The organism is Isoptericola sp. NPDC019693 (genome assembly GCF_044389085.1).
Taxonomy (GTDB): domain Bacteria; phylum Actinomycetota; class Actinomycetes; order Actinomycetales; family Cellulomonadaceae; genus Isoptericola.
On sequence record NZ_JBIRXP010000009.1, the window covers coordinates 25,999 to 40,824 of the forward strand.

Genomic DNA, 14,826 nt, shown 5'->3' on the forward strand with positions numbered 1-14,826 from the left:
ACGACCCCGCGGCGTGCGGCGCGACCCTGCTCAGCCCCAGACGAGGCCCCGCGCGGGGTCCTCCAGCACCTTCGCGACGTCGGCCAGGTAGCGGGCGGCGAGCTCGCCGTCGACCAGGCGGTGGTCGACGGACAGCGCGAGCTGCGTCACCCAGCGCGCCTTGATCTTGCCCTTGTGCACCCACGGCTGCTTGCGGATCGCGCCGAACGCGAGGATGCCGGCCTCGCCGGGGTTGAGGATCGGGGTGCCCGTGTCGGTGCCGAAGATGCCGACGTTGGTGATCGTGATCGAGCCGTCCGCCATGTCGGCCGGCTGGGTGCGGCCGGCGCGCGCGGTGGACGTGAGCGTCGCGATCGCCTTCGCCAGGCCGAGCAGGTCGAGCGTGTGCGCGTCCTTGATGTTCGGCACGACGAGCCCGCGCGGCGTCGCCGCCGCGATCCCCAGGTTCACGTAGTGCTTGTAGACGATCTCCTGCGCGGCCTCGTCCCAGCTCGCGTTGATCTGCGGGTGCCGGTTGACCGCGAGCAGCATCGCCTTGGCGGCGACGAGCAGCGGCGTGACGCGCACGTCCGCGAAGTCGCGGTCCTCCTTCAGCGCGGCGACCAGGCGCATCGTCTTCGTGACGTCGATGGTCTGGAAGACCGTGACGTGCGGCGCCGTGAACGCGCTGGCCACCATCGCCTCGGCGGTGCGCTTGCGCACCGACTTCACCGGCACGCGCGTCTGGCGGCCGTCCTGGCTGACGGTGCCCGACGCGAGCCACGGCCGGTCGTCGTCGGGGTAGGTGGCCAGGGCCTTCGGCGCGGCGCCCTCGGTGTGCGCGACGACGTCCTCGCGGGTGACGATCCCGCCCGGGCCGGTGGGGTGCACCGACGCGAGGTCGACGCCCAGGTCCTTCGCGAGCTTGCGCACCGGCGGCTTGGCCAGGACGCGGGTGCTCTGTGCACCGGACGAGGCCGGCACGCTCGCCATCGGCTTCTCGATCCCCGGGCCGGCCGGCGCGGGCGCCGGGGACTTGTCAGACGTAGGGCGCACTCCGGTGGGCTGAGCGTCTGACAACGGCGCGGGCGCCGGGGACTTGTCAGACATAGGGCGTACCCCGGTGGGCTGAGCGTCTGACACACGGCGGCGGCGACGTCGGCCCTCGCCCGCGTCGTCACCGGTGCCGTACCCGACGAGCACGGAGCCGGAGCCCTGGGCCTCGGCGGCCGGGGCGTCGGCCGGGCCGCCCGACGCGGCGTCGGCCGGGGCGTCGGGCGTGATCTCGATGATCGCGGTGCCGACGTCGACGGTGGTGCCCTCCTCGGCGAGCAGGGCCGTGACGGTGCCCGCCCACGGCGACGGGAGCTCGACGAGCGACTTGGCGCTCTCGATCTCCACGATCACCTGGTTGACGGCGACGGTGTCGCCGACGGCGACGCGCCACTCGACGATCTCGGCCTCGGTGAGGCCCTCGCCCACGTCGGGCAGCGGGAAGCGCTGGGTCGTCATCGTTCTCCTCCGGTCCGCCCTCAGTGGGCCAGCACGCGGTCGACGGCGTCGACGACGCGGTCGACGCTCGGCAGGTACTCGTGCTCGAGCTTCGCGACGGGGTACGGCGCGTGGAAGCCGCCGACCCGCAGCACGGGCGCCTCGAGCGAGTAGAAGCACTCCTCGCTCACGCGGGCCGCGACCTCGGCCCCGGAGCCGAGGAACGTGGGCGCCTCGTGCACGACGACGCAGCGCCCGGTGCGCCGCACCGACTCCGCGACGGCGGTGACGTCGAGCGGCGAGATCGCGCGCAGGTCGACCACCTCGGCGCTGGTGCCCTCGGCGGCCAGGGTGTCGGCGGCCTTGAGCGCGGTCGCGACGGTCGGCCCGTAGGCGACGAGCGTGACGTCGGTGCCCTGGCGGGCGACGCGCGCCCGGTTGAGCACGTCGGCGCCGCCGGCCGCGGCCACCGTCGGGTACGGGCCGGTCGTGACCTCGCCCTTGGACCAGTAGCGGCCCTTCGGCTCGAAGAACAGCACCGGGTCCGGCGACGCGACGGCGGCGCGGATCATGTCGTACGCGTCCTGCGGGGTGGACGGCGAGACGACGCGCAGGCCCGGCGTGTGCGCGAACAGCACCTCCGGGCTCTCGGAGTGGTGCTCCACCGCGCCGATGCCGCCGCCGTAGGGGATCCGGATGACGACGGGCACCTGCAGCCGGCCGCGCGACCGGTAGTGCATCTTCGCGAGCTGGGTGGTGATCTGGTCGTAGGCCGGGAAGACGAACCCGTCGAACTGGATCTCGCAGACGGGCCGGTAGCCGCGCAGCGCCATGCCGATCGCGGTGCCGACGATGCCGGACTCCGCGAGCGGCGTGTCGACGACGCGGTCCTCGCCGAAGTCCTTCTGCAGGCCGTCGGTGACGCGGAAGACGCCGCCGTTGAGGCCGACGTCCTCGCCCATGACGAGCACCTTCGGGTCGGACTCGAGGGCCGAGCGCAGGCCCTCGGTGATGGCGCGGGCGAAGGTGAGGGTCTGCGGGGCAGCAGAGTTCATCGGGTCGCCTCCGTGCTCGTCTCGTTCTCGTACTGCTCGAACCACGCCCGCTCGGCGGTGACCTGCGCGTGCTCGGTGGCGTACACGTGCTCGAACATCGAGCCCGTGGGCGGCGCGCCGAGCTGGCGCACCTCGGTGCGCAGCCGCTCGCCCAGGGCGTCGGCCTCGCGCTCGATCCCGGCGGCCCAGCCGTCGTCCCAGCCACCCTCGGCACGCAGCAGCGCGGCGAGGCGGTCGATCGGGTCGCGGCGGGCCCAGTGGTCCTCCTCGGCGCGGGCCCGGTACCGGCTCGGGTCGTCGGAGGTGGTGTGGGCACCCATCCGGTAGGTGTACGCCTCGACGAAGGTGGGGCCGCCGCCGGAGCGGGCGCGCTCCAGCGCCTCCGCCGTCACGGCGTAGCAGGCGAGGACGTCGTTGCCGTCCACGCGGACGCTGGGGATGCCGAAGCCCTCGCCGCGCTGGTACAGCGGCGCCCGCGACTGCCGCGACGTCGGCTCGGAGATCGCCCACTGGTTGTTCTGGAGGAAAAACACCACGGGCGCGTTGTTCACGGCCGCGAAGACGAGAGCCTCGCTGACGTCGCCCTGGCTCGTGGCGCCGTCGCCGAAGTAGGTGACGACAGCGGCGTCCCGGCCGGCGTCGCCGGTGCCGACCGCGCCATCACGCTGTACACCCATCGCGTAGCCGGTCGCGTGCAGCACGTGAGAGCCGATGACGAGGGTGTACAGGTGCACGTTGTGCTCGTTCGGGTCCCAGCCGCCGTGGTCCTCGCCGCGGTACAGGCGGAGGCGGTCGACCGGGTCGACGCCGCGCGCCTGGAGCACGCCGTGCTCGCGGTAGGAGGGGAACACGTAGTCCTGCGGCGCCAGCGCGTAGGCCGAACCGACCTGGGCGGCCTCCTGGCCACGGCCCTGCGCGTACAGCGCGAGCTCGCCCTGCCGCTGCAGGGCCGTGGCCTCGTCGTCGAACCGTCGCGTCAGCACCATGTCGCGGTACAGGGCGCGCAGGTCCTCGGAGGTGAGGTGGTCGACACGCGAGCGGTAGGTCGCGTTGTCGGGTTCGACGACACGCTCGCCGGTGGGCGAGACGAGCTGGACCAGGGGGTCGACGTCAGCGGACGCGACGTCGACGGGCGTCTCGTCGGGCTCGCCGGTGGTGGGCTGCGGCACGCGGTCTCCTTCGCTGACGGCCCCTGGACGGGGCTGGGCTGCTCCGGCACGGAGGAGGTCCCGGCCCACCGAGTCGGTGACCACCGGAACCTACGCCTTCGTAGCCTACGCCAGCGTAGGTTGCCGGCCAGGGGGCAGACCCCCCGGCGGCGGTGCCAATGTCCCCCCGGCCGTTTTGGAGGTTTCCTCCAAGCCGTGCGCCTCTCTGGTGCTCGGCGTGCTGGTCAGCGCGGGTACGCCTGGCCGACCCGGAGCGCGTCCCGCTCGCGCAGCACGGGCCACCGCGAGAAGGCGAACACGAGGAACATCACCACGTTGAGGACCGGCACCAGCCCGACGAGGACCCACCAGCCCGAGTAGCCGGCCTTCTGGATGATCCGGACGTATGCGATCAGGAAGATCACGGCCACCGCGAGGTACACGACGAGCGCCGCGGTGCCGAACAACCATCCGTAGTCGGCGGCGAGCTGGTCGTAGTCCACGTTGTCCATGCTCACGGAGTCTTCCGCGCACCGGGGCCCGCGCAACCGGAAGGGTGCCCGGGCCACCGGGTGAACGATGTCGGTGGTGGGCGGGATGCTCGACAGACACCTCGACGAAGGGACCCGCCATGACAGCGCAGTCGACGCCGACACCCGTCAACCCGCCCTCGCTGCACCAGAACCCCGCGTTCGCGCAGGGCATGATCCTGCCCGCCGGGCCCACGCTCCACGTCGGCGGGCAGAACGGCACCGGCCCGGACGGCGCGCTGGTCGAGGGCGGCCTCGGCCCGCAGACCGAGCAGGCGCTGCGCAACGTGATCGCCGTGCTCGAGGAGGCGGGCACCGACGCGGAGCACGTCGCGAAGCTGACCATCTACCTCGACCCCTCGGTCGACCCGAACGAGGCCTACGCGGCGTCCGGCCGGGTCTGGCGCTCCCGCACCGCCGTCACGGTCCTCGCCGTCGCCCCCGCACGCCCCGGCGCGCTCGTCGAGGTGGAGGCCGTCGCGACGGTCCCCGGGGCCTGACGGCCACGGCGCGCGCCTGAGCGCGTCTGAGTTCGGTCATCCGGTGCGAGGTCGGTCCGAAGGTTGACCGATCTTGCACCGGATGACCGATCTCAAGCCCCGCGGATGGCAGGCTCAGCGCGTGACCGCCACCTCTGAGCCCGCAGTCAGCTCACTCGTCCACCTGCGCGCCGACGGCGTCAGCGTGCTGATCGACCTCCGTGCGGGCGAGCTGCCCGCCGTCGTGCACTGGGGCGACGACCTCGGCCCACTGACCGCCGAGGACGCGGACGCCGTCGTCGCGGCGGCGGCAGCCCCGCTGACGAACAGCGGCCCCGACGAACCGGCGCGGCTCGCGCTCGTGCCGGAGCCGCGCACGGGCTGGCTGGGCCGCCCGGGGATCGTGGGCGAACGGGACGGGGACGCCTGGTCACCGCGCTTCACCACGACGGTCGCGACCCTGTGCGGCGGCACGCTGGCAGCCGGCCTCACGGAGGGCGGCGCGGGGGCGCTGCACGTGGAGGCCTCCGACCCCGTCGCGGCGCTCACGCTGGTGCTCGACGTCGAGCTCACGGTCGACGGCGTGCTGCGCGCCCGTGCCGCCCTCCGCAACGACGGCGCCCCGTACCGCCTGCACGAGCTCGCTGTCGTCCTGCCCGTGCCGGCGCGGGCTCGCGAGATCCTCGACCTCACCGGCCGGTGGGGCAAGGAGCGCGTGCCGCAGCGGCACGACCTCACCGTGGGCGCGCACGTGCGCGAGGGCCGGCGCGGCCGCACGGGTTTCGACGCCGCCACCGTGCTGACCGTCGGCGTGCCGGGCTTCGGCTTCGGCCATGGCGAGGTGTGGGGCCTGCACGTCGGCTGGTCCGGCAACCACCGGCACTGGGCCGAGCGGCTGCCCACCGGTGACCAGGTCGTGGGCGGCGGCGAGCTGCTGCTGCCCGGCGAGATCGTGCTCGCGCCCGGCGAGGAGTACGAGACGCCGTGGGTGTACGGCGTGCACGGCCACGGCCTGGACGCCCAGGCCGGGCGGCTGCACCGGATGCTGCGCCGCCGCACCGCCCACCCGCGCGACCCGCGCCCGGTGACGCTCAACGTCTGGGAGGCCGTGTACTTCGACCACGACCTCGGGCGCCTCACCGCGCTGGCCGACACGGCGGCCGGCCTCGGGGTCGAGCGGTACGTGCTCGACGACGGATGGTTCCGGGGGCGCCGGGACGACACGCGCGGCCTGGGCGACTGGGTCGTCGACGAGGACGTCTGGCCCGACGGGCTGGACCCGCTCGCGGACCACGTGCACGGCCTGGGCCTGCAGTTCGGGCTCTGGTTCGAGCCCGAGATGATCAACCTCGACAGCGACCTGGCGCGCGCCCACCCCGAGTGGGTGATGGGCGCGGGCGGCCGCACCCCGGTGCCGTCCCGGCACCAGCACGTGCTCGACCTGTCCAACCCGGCCGCGGCCGCCCACGTGCTGGAGCGGATGAGCGAGATCATCGGCCGGTACGGCGTCGACTACGTGAAGTGGGACCACAACCGCGACCTCGTCGACCCGGGCTCCGGCACGGACGGGCGGCCGGTGGTGCACGTCCAGACGCTGGCGGCCTACGGGATCATGGCCGAGCTGCGTCGGCGCCACCCGGGGCTGGAGATCGAGTCGTGCTCGTCGGGCGGCGGCCGCGTCGACCTGGGCGTCGCCGAGCACACGCAGCGCGTGTGGGTGTCCGACGTGACCGATCCGCTGGACCGCCAGCAGATGCAGCCGTGGACGGCGCAGCTGCTGCCCCTGGAGTACCTGGGCTCGCACGTCGCCGCGGACGTCAGCCATCAGACCCGGCGGTCGTCCTCCCTCGCCTTCCGCGCGGCGACCGCGCTGTTCGGCCACTTCGGGATCGAGTGGGACGTCACCCGCGCGACACCCGAGCAGCTCGCCGACCTGGCGGCCTGGGTCGAGCTGTACAAGGCCGAGCGGGGCGTGCTGCACACCGGCACCCTCGTGCGGCAGGACCCGCCCGGCCCGGACTCCCCGCTGGTCTGGGGCGTCGTCTCCCCGGACCGCTCCCGCGCCCTGTTCCAGCTCGCGACGCTCACCCGCCCGGCGTCCGCGCCGCCCGGCCGCTTCACCCTCCGCGGCCTGGACCCGGAGCGTCGTTACCGCGTCGCGCCGTTGCCGCTGAGCCGCGAGGCCTACGACGGCTGGTCGGTCCCACCGTGGCTCGCACGGCCCGACGGCGTCGTGCTGACCGGGCGCGCGCTCGCCGCCGCCGGGCTGCAGGCGCCGGAGGCCCCGCCCCAGACGTCGCTGGTGCTCCTCGTGGAGGCCGCGGACTGAGCATCACCCAGGCCCGCTCCCGGTCCGTCCGGGGGCGGGCCTCGTCGTGCGCCCGACGCCGCGCCGATCGCCCTGAGCCTGTTCGTTTCTGTGTGCTGTGGTGTGTGTAGTTGTGACATTGCGAGCAAGGTTGTTATCGCACCGAGACCACAAGCGTTTGACCAGATCGGCCCCAATCCGCCAGAGTGTGTTCCGGACACCAGCTCATCACCCTCGTTGACGAGGTTGACCCACAGGGACGTGGACATGACGAGTTCACAAACTCACACTCTTGAACACAGAAAGTCACAGACGACACCACGCCGGCTCAGCGACGGACAGTTCGCCGTCCTGCTGCTCCTGCCGGGCGTCGCGCTGCTGGCCGGCGTCGTGCTCTACCCGCTCATCGCGGCTCTGGTCACGGCGTTCTTCGAGCAGAGCCTCGTGCTGCCGGGCCGCGCGTTCGTCGGGGTGCAGAACCTCGTGGACGTGCTCCAGGGCGACTTCCTGCGCCTGCTGCGCCAGACGCTCGTCTTCACGCTCGGCACCACGATCCTGCCGTTCGTGATCGGCTTCGCCCTCGCGCTGGCCCTCAACACGAGGATCCGCGGCGCCAAGGTGCTGCGCGGCCTCATGCTCATCCCCTGGCTCGTGCCCGGCGTCGTCGTGTCGTTCCTGTGGATGTGGATCTTCAACGCCAACTACGGCGTGATGAACGCGCTGCTCCAGTCGGTGGGCCTGATCGACGACCCGCAGGCGTGGCTCGCGCAGCCCGGCACGGCGATGGGCGCCGTGATCCTGGCGAAGACCTGGCAGTCGTTCCCCTGGATGATGGTCATGCTCCTGGCCGGCCTCCAGACCGTGCCGGTCGAGCTGCACGAGGCCGCCGAGATGGACGGGGCGGGCACGGTCCGCCGCTTCTTCGCCATCACGCTGCCGCACCTCAAGGGCATCGTCGGCCTGGTGCTGCTCCTGGAGTTCATCTGGAACTTCCAGCACTTCGACATCATCTACGTCCTCACCGGCGGCGGCCCCGCGGGCGCCACCCAGACGTTCGCCACCGCCGTCTACGAGACCGCCTTCCAGGGCTACGACCTCGGCAAGGCCGGTGCGCTCGGCCTGCTGTGGATGGTGCTGCTCATGGCGCTCGTCGTCGTGTACGTCCGCTTCTCGGAGAAGGGAGAGGAGCGATGAGCGCGACGACGCAGCTCCCCGCCGCCCCCACCCCGCCGTCGGCAGCGCCCCCGGCCGGGGCGCCCCGGAGCCCGCAGAAGCTCCGGCGTGGCGCGCTGCGGTCCGAGCGCCCCGGGGTGCGGTTCGCCGCCTGGGCCACCGTGATCGTGTGCGGCGGCTTCGGCCTGCTGCCCGTGTACTGGCTGCTGGCCACGTCCCTCACGCCGCGCGACCAGGTGTTCGCCTACCCGCCGAAGTTCTTCCCGTCGGCGCCCACGCTGGACGCGTTCGTGGCGCTCGCCTCCAACGAGCAGCTCTTCGGCTACCTGCGCAACAGCGTCATCGTCTCGGTGATCACCGCCGTGCTGTCGGTGCTCGTGTCCGCGTACATGGGGTACTCGTTCTCCAAGTTCCGCTACCGCGGCCGGCGCTCGCTGATGTACCTGGTGCTCGCGTCGCAGATGTTCCCGCAGGCCCTCCTGCTGGTGACGCTCTACACCGTGTTCAGCGCGTACAACCTGCTCAACACGTACACCGCGCTGGTGCTGAGCTTCACCACGTTCACGCTGCCGCTGTGCGTCTGGATGCTCAAGGGCTTCTTCGACACCATCCCCGACGAGCTCATCGAGGCGGCCCGGGTAGACGGCGCCTCCCGGCTGCGGATCATCCACTCGATCGTGCTGCCGCTGGCCGCGCCGGGCCTCATCGCCGCCGGGCTGTTCGCCTTCGTGCGCGGCTGGAACGACTTCGTCTTCGCGCTGACGCTCGCCGGACCGGAGAAGCAGACCCTGCCGCCCGGCCTGGTGAACACGTTCATCGGCGAGGCCTCGACGGCGTGGCCGGAGCTCATGGCCGCCTCGCTCGTCGTCTCGCTCCCGGTCGCGATCGCCTTCATCGCGCTGCAGAAGTACCTGGTCGGCGGGCTCACCGCCGGCGCCGTCAAGGGCTGACCCGGCCCCGACACCCCAGTCCTCGTCCTTTCCCACCCCGAACGACCCTCGATGCGGAGGATCCCCATGTCTCTCACCCTTCCCCAGAGCGCCATGTCGCGACGTCGCGTGCTCCAGCTGCTCGGCATCGGCGCCGGCACCGCCGCCCTCGCCGCCTGCGCGCCGTCCGCGCCGTCGTCCACGGGCGCCGCCGCGTCGGCCGCGGCGGGCGGCGCCAAGACGGACTTCGCGTTCTCGTCGTGGTCGTTCACCGAGGAGGCGGCGGCGCCCGCGCTCGAGGCGATCGTCAAGGCGTACCAGGACCAGGCCGGCGTCACCGTCAAGGACGTCTCGTTCCCCTACAACGAGTACATCAACCAGCTGACGCTGCAGGTGAAGGGCGGCCAGTTCACCGGCGCCGCGCACGTCGACGTGGCGTGGCTCGGCTCGCTCGCGGCCATGGGCAAGCTGCAGGACCTGTCCGCGCTCACCGAGGGCCGCGGCTACACGGACGCGGCGCTGTCGGCAGCCCAGTTCGACGGCGTGCAGTACGGCCTGCCGTGGACCATCGGCGCCATCGGGCTCGTCGCGAACTCCGAGATCCTGACGAAGGCGGGCATCGACCCCGACGCCTTCCCGGCCACGGTCGACGAGTTCGAGAAGGCCCTCAAGGACCTCAAGGGTCTTGGCGGCGGCCTGATCCCCTACGCCGCGTCCACGAAGGCCGCGCAGCTCAAGGACGCCCTCATCTGGATGGAGACGTTCGGCAGCCCGCTCGTCGACGGCGACACGGTCACCATCGGCGACGACGCGTCGGTCGAGGCCGTGACCTGGTACAAGTCGCTGTACGACCAGAAGCTCATCGCCGCCGACGTCGACCGCTTCGACGCCCGCTCCCTGTTCGCGCAGGGCCGCGCCGCGATCTACGACGACGCCCCCGTCGGCCGCAACGCCGTCCAGGAGGAGTCGCCCGACAAGGACCTCGGCAGCAAGCTGACGCCGCTGTCCCGCCCGGTGCTGAAGGCCGGCGAGACCCCGCGCGCGCTGGTGTGGGGCGGTGCGATCGCCGTCGTCGACGGCGAGGGTGCCGCGACGGCCGCCGACTTCGCCCAGTTCGCGACGTCGGACCTCGACACCGTGCTGGCCGACTACGAGGTGCGCGGCCTGCCCCCCGTCACCACGGAGGCGCAGCAGTCCGACGTCGTGGCCGCCGACACGTTCGGGACCCAGTTCAACGACCGCATCACCGCGACGTCGACGAGCAACCCGTTCTGGAAGTTCACCGCCTACTCGCAGATCGAGACGGTCATCGCCGAGCAGGTCCAGGCCGTGCTCGTCGGCAAGACCGACGCGAAGACCGCCATGCAGAAGGCCGGCGAGGCCGCGCAGAAGCTGGTCGGCTGACCCGCCCGTGCCCACCCCCGGAGTCCGCCCCACGGTTCAAGGAGGAACCATGCGACGACGTCCCACCCCGCTCACCCTCACGATCGCCGTCACGACGGCAGCCGTGGTCGGCACCGCCGCCCTGCCTGCGGTCGCGGCGGCCCCGGCCGCGCACCCGAAGCACTCCGCCCAGGTGGAGGACCTGCCGTTCACCGTCGACTCGTCCAACCAGGCGGGCTGGTGGAAGCCGATCGACGTCGTCGACGGCACCACCTACGTCGCGTACAACGCGCCCGGCCCGACGGCGGCGACGCACCAGGTCCACGTGGCCGCGCGCGGCGCCGACGGCGCGTGGACCGACGGCTGCCTGCGGGCGGGGGACGGCGCGTGCGCGACGTTCGCCGACGACAACGGCCACAACCAGCCGTCGATCGTCGTGGACGGCGACGGGAACGTGCACGCCTTCGTGTCGATGCACCACGAGCAGTGGAACTACTTCCGCACCACGACACCGGGAGACGTCACGTCCCTGGTCGACGTCTCGGCCGAGATGCCCGACCAGGACCTGGCGATCACCTACCCGGTGACGGCGCGCGGCGCCGACGGCGACGTGTACGTCATGGCGCGGGCCGGCGCGGACCAGCGGCAGGCCCGCACGGGCAACCTGTACCGCTTCGACATCGCCGCGGACAGCTGGTCGCGGGTCGCCGTCGTCGCGGACGCGAAGGGGCACGCGTTCTACCCGGACGACCTCGAGGTGGGCACGGACGGGCGCGTGCACGTGCTGTGGGAGTGGGGCCCGTGGCCCGCCGACCCGTCGCGGCACCTCGGCTCGTACGCCGTGTACGACCCGGAGGACGGCTCGTTCCGCGACGTCGCCGGGAACGCGCTGGCGACGCCGATCACGCCCAGCACGCCGGGCGCGGTCGTCTACCAGCCGTACGTCGAGGGCGAGGACATCGGCTCGTACTGGCCGGCCCTGCAGACCGCCAAGCTGTCCGTGCACGGCGACACCCTCGACGGCATCGCCTACCGGTTCCGCACCGAGGGCGCCACCGCGTTCGACGGCTACGACGTCCGCTTCGCCCGCTGGGACGGCGGCGCCTGGCAGCGCGAGACGGTGCTGGACCTCGACGGCCTCGGCCCGGGCGTGGAGACCTCCGCGGCCATCGAGACCACGTCCGCCGGCCCGACCACCCGCGTGTACGCGGTCGTGGAGACGACGTCGTGCGTCACCGGCCAGCAGAGCGCCGTCCTCCGCGCCGAGCAGGTGCGCGGCGAGAGCACGTGGCGGTTCGGCACCCTGGGCGACGCCCGGCCGGGCGCGCAGCGGCTCTCCGCCGTGACGACGCCCACCGGGACGGACCAGCTCTACGTGACCGTGCCGAGCGCCGGGGACCTCTTCCACGCGACGGTGCCGCGCACCGGCGGCACGGCGGAGGGCACCACGGCGGCCGCCGTCGTGGCCGGGCTGCGGGGCGAGAGCACCGACGTCAACGTCGCGCGCGGCGCGGACGTCACCGTGTCGTCCACGCTGCGCGCCGACACCGGCGGGGAGCTGGCGGTCGACGGGTCGTGCGTCGACGCGAGCCGCTGGATCTCCGCGGCCGACGACGCCCAGCCCGTGCTGACCGCCGACTGGGGCAGCACCGAGGCCGTGGACACCGTCCGCGTCCGCAGCGGCTACAGCAAGGCGACGGGCACGGCCGACGTGCTGCGGTCGTTCTCGGTGGAGCTGCACACGGCCGACGGCTGGGTGCCGGCCGGCCAGGTCACGAACAACACCTCGGGCACGGTCACCCTGCCCGTGCCCACCACGCAGGCGGACCAGGTGCGCCTGCTGATCACCGACCCGTCGAACTCGGCGACCGACGTCGCCCGCGTCTACGAGGTCGAGGTGCTCGCCGCCGACGGCTGACGTCGCGACGGCGCCGCACACCCGCACCACCCGCACCACCCGCACCACCCGCACCACGAGAACCATCTGAACCACCGGATCGAGGACTGAGAGATCATGCGCACGCAGACCGTCGAGGCGGACGTCGTCGTCGTCGGAGGGGGGCTCGCCGGCGTCAGCGCGGCGGTCGCCGCCGCGCGGCTGGGCCGCCAGGTGGTGCTGGTGAACAACCGGCCCGTGCTGGGCGGCAACTCCTCCTCCGAGGTGCGGGTGTGGGTGTGCGGCGCCACCGCGCACGGCAACCAGCGCTGGGCCCGGGAGACCGGGATCGTCGGCGAGATGTACGTGGAGAACCAATACCGCAACCCCGAGGGGAACCCGGTCTACTGGGACGACGTCGTGCTGGACACCGTGCGCCGCGAGGAGAACCTGCGGCTGTTCCTCAACACGGACGTCCGCGAGGTGGTGGCGACGGGCCCCGACGACGCGCGCCGCATCGAGTCCGTCACGGGCTGGACGATGGGCTCGGAGATCCTCACGACGTTCGTCGCGCCCGTCTTCCTCGACTGCACCGGCGACGGGCTCGTCGGGCACCTGGCCGGCGCGCGGTACCGGCTCGGCAAGGAGTCGCAGGCCGAGTTCGGGGAGGAGTGGGCGCCGCCGGAGCCGGTGCGCGAGTTCCTCGGCTCCACCCTGCTCTTCTACACCAAGGACCTCGGCCACCCCGTGAAGTACGTGGCGCCGGAGTCCGCCATCGACATCACCACCACGCCCATCCCCATGAACCGCGTCATCCGCAGCGGCGACTCCGGCGCGCACTACTGGTGGATCGAGTGGGGCGGCGAGCTCGACATCGTCGACGACAACGAGCGCATCCGCGACGAGCTGCGCGGCGTCATCCTCGGCATCTGGGACTACATCAAGAACTCCGGCAAGTTCGACGCCGAGAACCTCACGCTCGAGTGGATCGGCAACGTGCCCGGCAAGCGCGAGTACCGCCGCCTCATCGGCGACTACACGCTGCACCAGGGCGACGTGGTCGACCAGACGGTGTTCGACGACGGCGTCGCGTTCGGGGGCTGGTCCATCGACCTGCACCCCGCCCAGGGCATGTACGCCGAGGGGGCGGGCGCGCTGCAGCGCTTCTCCGACGGCGTCTTCGAGATCCCGTACCGCTCGCTGTACTCGGTCAACGTCGACAACCTGCTGTTCGCCGGGCGCGACGTCTCCGCCACCCACATCGCGTTCGGCGCGGCCCGGGTCATGGCCACGTGCGGCGCGATGGGCCAGGCGGCGGGCACGGCCGCGGCCCTGTGCGTGGAGCACGGCACCACCCCGCGCGGCATCTACACCGACCACCTCGACGAGCTGCGGCAGACGCTGCTGCGCTGGGACGCGCCCGCGGTCGGCATCGCGAACACCGACCCGCACGACCTCGCGCGCCGCGCCGCCGTCACCGCCTCCAGCACGACGACGCGGATCGCCGCGCCCCTCGTGGAGCAGCTGGACGGCGACCCGTACGACGCGTACGACGTCTACGACCTCGACGTCGACCTCGGCATCGTGCTGCCCGTGGACCCGCGCCTCGACACGGTCGAGCTGCTCGTCTCCGCGCGCCGCGACTCCACGCTGTCCGTCGAGGTGTTCTCCACCGGCAAGCCGCAGAACGTCGTCCCCGCGCACCTGGAGACCAAGACCGACGTCGTCGTGCCCGCCGGCGACGAGCGCTGGGTCACCGCGCACGTGCCGTTCGCGCCCGACGTGCCGCAGAACGCCGTCGTCGTGCTGCGCGCCAACCCGGACGTGGCCGTGCGGCTCACGTCCCCGCTGCCGGCGGGGGTGCTCACGCTGGTGCACCGCGTCGACAACGACGACCAGAACGTGCAGATCAGCTCCGAGGAGCTGCTGGTGCAGTGGCCCACCAAGCCGCTGCGCGGGCGGTCCGTCGTCTTCCGCGCCGGCCCGGACACCCACGCGCTCGCGCCCGAGCGCGCCACGAGCGGGTACCACCGCAACCACGGCGGGCCGCACCTGTGGGCGTCGTCCCCGATGGTGACCGGGCGCGACGAGTGGCTGCGCCTCGACTGGGACGAGCCGGTGACCGGCCGCGAGGTGCGGGTCGTGTTCGACGACGACCTCGACGTCGAGCTCAACACCCTGCACCACCACCGCACGCCCGACGAGATCATGCCGACCCTGGTCAAGGACTACCGGGTGGAGGTGCTGCCCGCGGACGGGGGCGCGTGGGTGACCGTCGCCGACGAGACCGACAACCGGTGGCGGCTGCGCACCCACCCCCTGCCCGCCGACGTGGGTCCCCTGCGGGCGGCGCGGCTGGTCGTGCGGTCCACCAACGGCGCAGCGCAGGCCCGCGTGGTCGCGCTGCGGGTGCAGGAGTGACCGTGCCGCACGCCGGGCTCACCCGCGCCGCACGCAGCACCGCGACGGTGTCCC

Annotated in this window: 11 protein-coding genes; 7 read left to right on the forward strand and 4 right to left on the reverse strand. The window is 72.8% G+C overall.

Translation table 11 applies throughout. The features are described from left to right. Positions 1-30: 30 nt before the first annotated feature. The 4 genes from ACH436_RS20235 to ACH436_RS20250 form a co-directional block, all read right to left on the reverse strand. The gene (locus ACH436_RS20235; RefSeq protein ID WP_430562009.1) at positions 31-1,491 is read right to left on the reverse strand and encodes a 2-oxo acid dehydrogenase subunit E2; all 1,461 of its coding nucleotides are present in this window, start codon (positions 1,489-1,491) and stop codon (positions 31-33) included. 20 nt (positions 1,492-1,511) lie between these two features. After that, complete coding sequence (locus ACH436_RS20240) at positions 1,512-2,525, reverse strand: alpha-ketoacid dehydrogenase subunit beta (RefSeq protein ID WP_430562010.1); 1,014 nt, start codon at positions 2,523-2,525, stop codon at positions 1,512-1,514. Continuing rightward, positions 2,522-3,694, reverse strand: coding sequence for a pyruvate dehydrogenase (acetyl-transferring) E1 component subunit alpha (gene pdhA, locus ACH436_RS20245; protein WP_430562011.1), 1,173 nt, complete (start codon positions 3,692-3,694; stop codon positions 2,522-2,524). The genes ACH436_RS20240 and pdhA overlap by 4 nt, the downstream gene beginning before the upstream one ends. A gap of 224 nt (positions 3,695-3,918) precedes the next feature. Continuing rightward, complete coding sequence (locus tag ACH436_RS20250) at positions 3,919-4,191, reverse strand: hypothetical protein (RefSeq protein ID WP_430562012.1); 273 nt, start codon at positions 4,189-4,191, stop codon at positions 3,919-3,921. A 113-nt stretch (positions 4,192-4,304) separates the two neighbouring features. Here ACH436_RS20250 and ACH436_RS20255 point away from each other — a divergent pair, with 113 nt between their 5' ends. The 7 genes from ACH436_RS20255 (at position 4,305) to ACH436_RS20285 (ending at position 14,772) form a co-directional block, all read left to right on the forward strand. Next, positions 4,305-4,703 (forward strand): RidA family protein, encoded by a 399-nt coding sequence (locus ACH436_RS20255; RefSeq protein WP_430562013.1) that lies wholly within the window; start codon positions 4,305-4,307, stop codon positions 4,701-4,703. A 121-nt stretch (positions 4,704-4,824) separates the two neighbouring features. Beyond that, positions 4,825-7,011 (forward strand): alpha-galactosidase, encoded by a 2,187-nt coding sequence (locus ACH436_RS20260; protein ID WP_430562014.1) that lies wholly within the window; start codon positions 4,825-4,827, stop codon positions 7,009-7,011. 246 nt (positions 7,012-7,257) lie between these two features. After that, positions 7,258-8,184, forward strand: a complete 927-nt coding sequence (locus ACH436_RS20265; protein ID WP_430562015.1) for a carbohydrate ABC transporter permease — start codon at positions 7,258-7,260, stop codon at positions 8,182-8,184. Continuing rightward, positions 8,181-9,113, forward strand: coding sequence for a carbohydrate ABC transporter permease (locus tag ACH436_RS20270; protein WP_430562016.1), 933 nt, complete (start codon positions 8,181-8,183; stop codon positions 9,111-9,113). Before ACH436_RS20265 ends, ACH436_RS20270 begins: the two co-directional genes overlap by 4 nt. A 66-nt stretch (positions 9,114-9,179) precedes the next feature. Next, complete coding sequence (locus ACH436_RS20275; protein WP_430562017.1) at positions 9,180-10,496, forward strand: extracellular solute-binding protein; 1,317 nt, start codon at positions 9,180-9,182, stop codon at positions 10,494-10,496. 49 nt (positions 10,497-10,545) lie between these two features. Next, complete coding sequence (locus ACH436_RS20280) at positions 10,546-12,393, forward strand: BNR-4 repeat-containing protein (RefSeq protein ID WP_430562018.1); 1,848 nt, start codon at positions 10,546-10,548, stop codon at positions 12,391-12,393. 96 nt (positions 12,394-12,489) lie between these two features. Beyond that, positions 12,490-14,772 (forward strand): FAD-dependent oxidoreductase, encoded by a 2,283-nt coding sequence (locus ACH436_RS20285; RefSeq protein WP_430562019.1) that lies wholly within the window; start codon positions 12,490-12,492, stop codon positions 14,770-14,772. Positions 14,773-14,826: the final 54 nt, after the last annotated feature.

Excerpts from the sequence above, each read along its gene's own strand:
- ACH436_RS20235 (WP_430562009.1), bottom strand. The coding sequence starts at position 1,491 with ATGACGACCCAGCGCTTCCCGCTGCCCGACGTGGGCGAGGGCCTCACC.
- ACH436_RS20240 (WP_430562010.1), bottom strand. The coding sequence starts at position 2,525 with ATGAACTCTGCTGCCCCGCAGACCCTCACCTTCGCCCGCGCCATCACC.
- ACH436_RS20255 (WP_430562013.1), top strand. The coding sequence starts at position 4,305 with ATGACAGCGCAGTCGACGCCGACACCCGTCAACCCGCCCTCGCTGCAC.
- ACH436_RS20265 (WP_430562015.1), top strand. The coding sequence starts at position 7,258 with ATGACGAGTTCACAAACTCACACTCTTGAACACAGAAAGTCACAGACG.
- ACH436_RS20270 (WP_430562016.1), top strand. The coding sequence starts at position 8,181 with ATGAGCGCGACGACGCAGCTCCCCGCCGCCCCCACCCCGCCGTCGGCA.
- ACH436_RS20275 (WP_430562017.1), top strand. The coding sequence starts at position 9,180 with ATGTCTCTCACCCTTCCCCAGAGCGCCATGTCGCGACGTCGCGTGCTC.
- ACH436_RS20280 (WP_430562018.1), top strand. The coding sequence starts at position 10,546 with ATGCGACGACGTCCCACCCCGCTCACCCTCACGATCGCCGTCACGACG.
- ACH436_RS20285 (WP_430562019.1), top strand. The coding sequence starts at position 12,490 with ATGCGCACGCAGACCGTCGAGGCGGACGTCGTCGTCGTCGGAGGGGGG.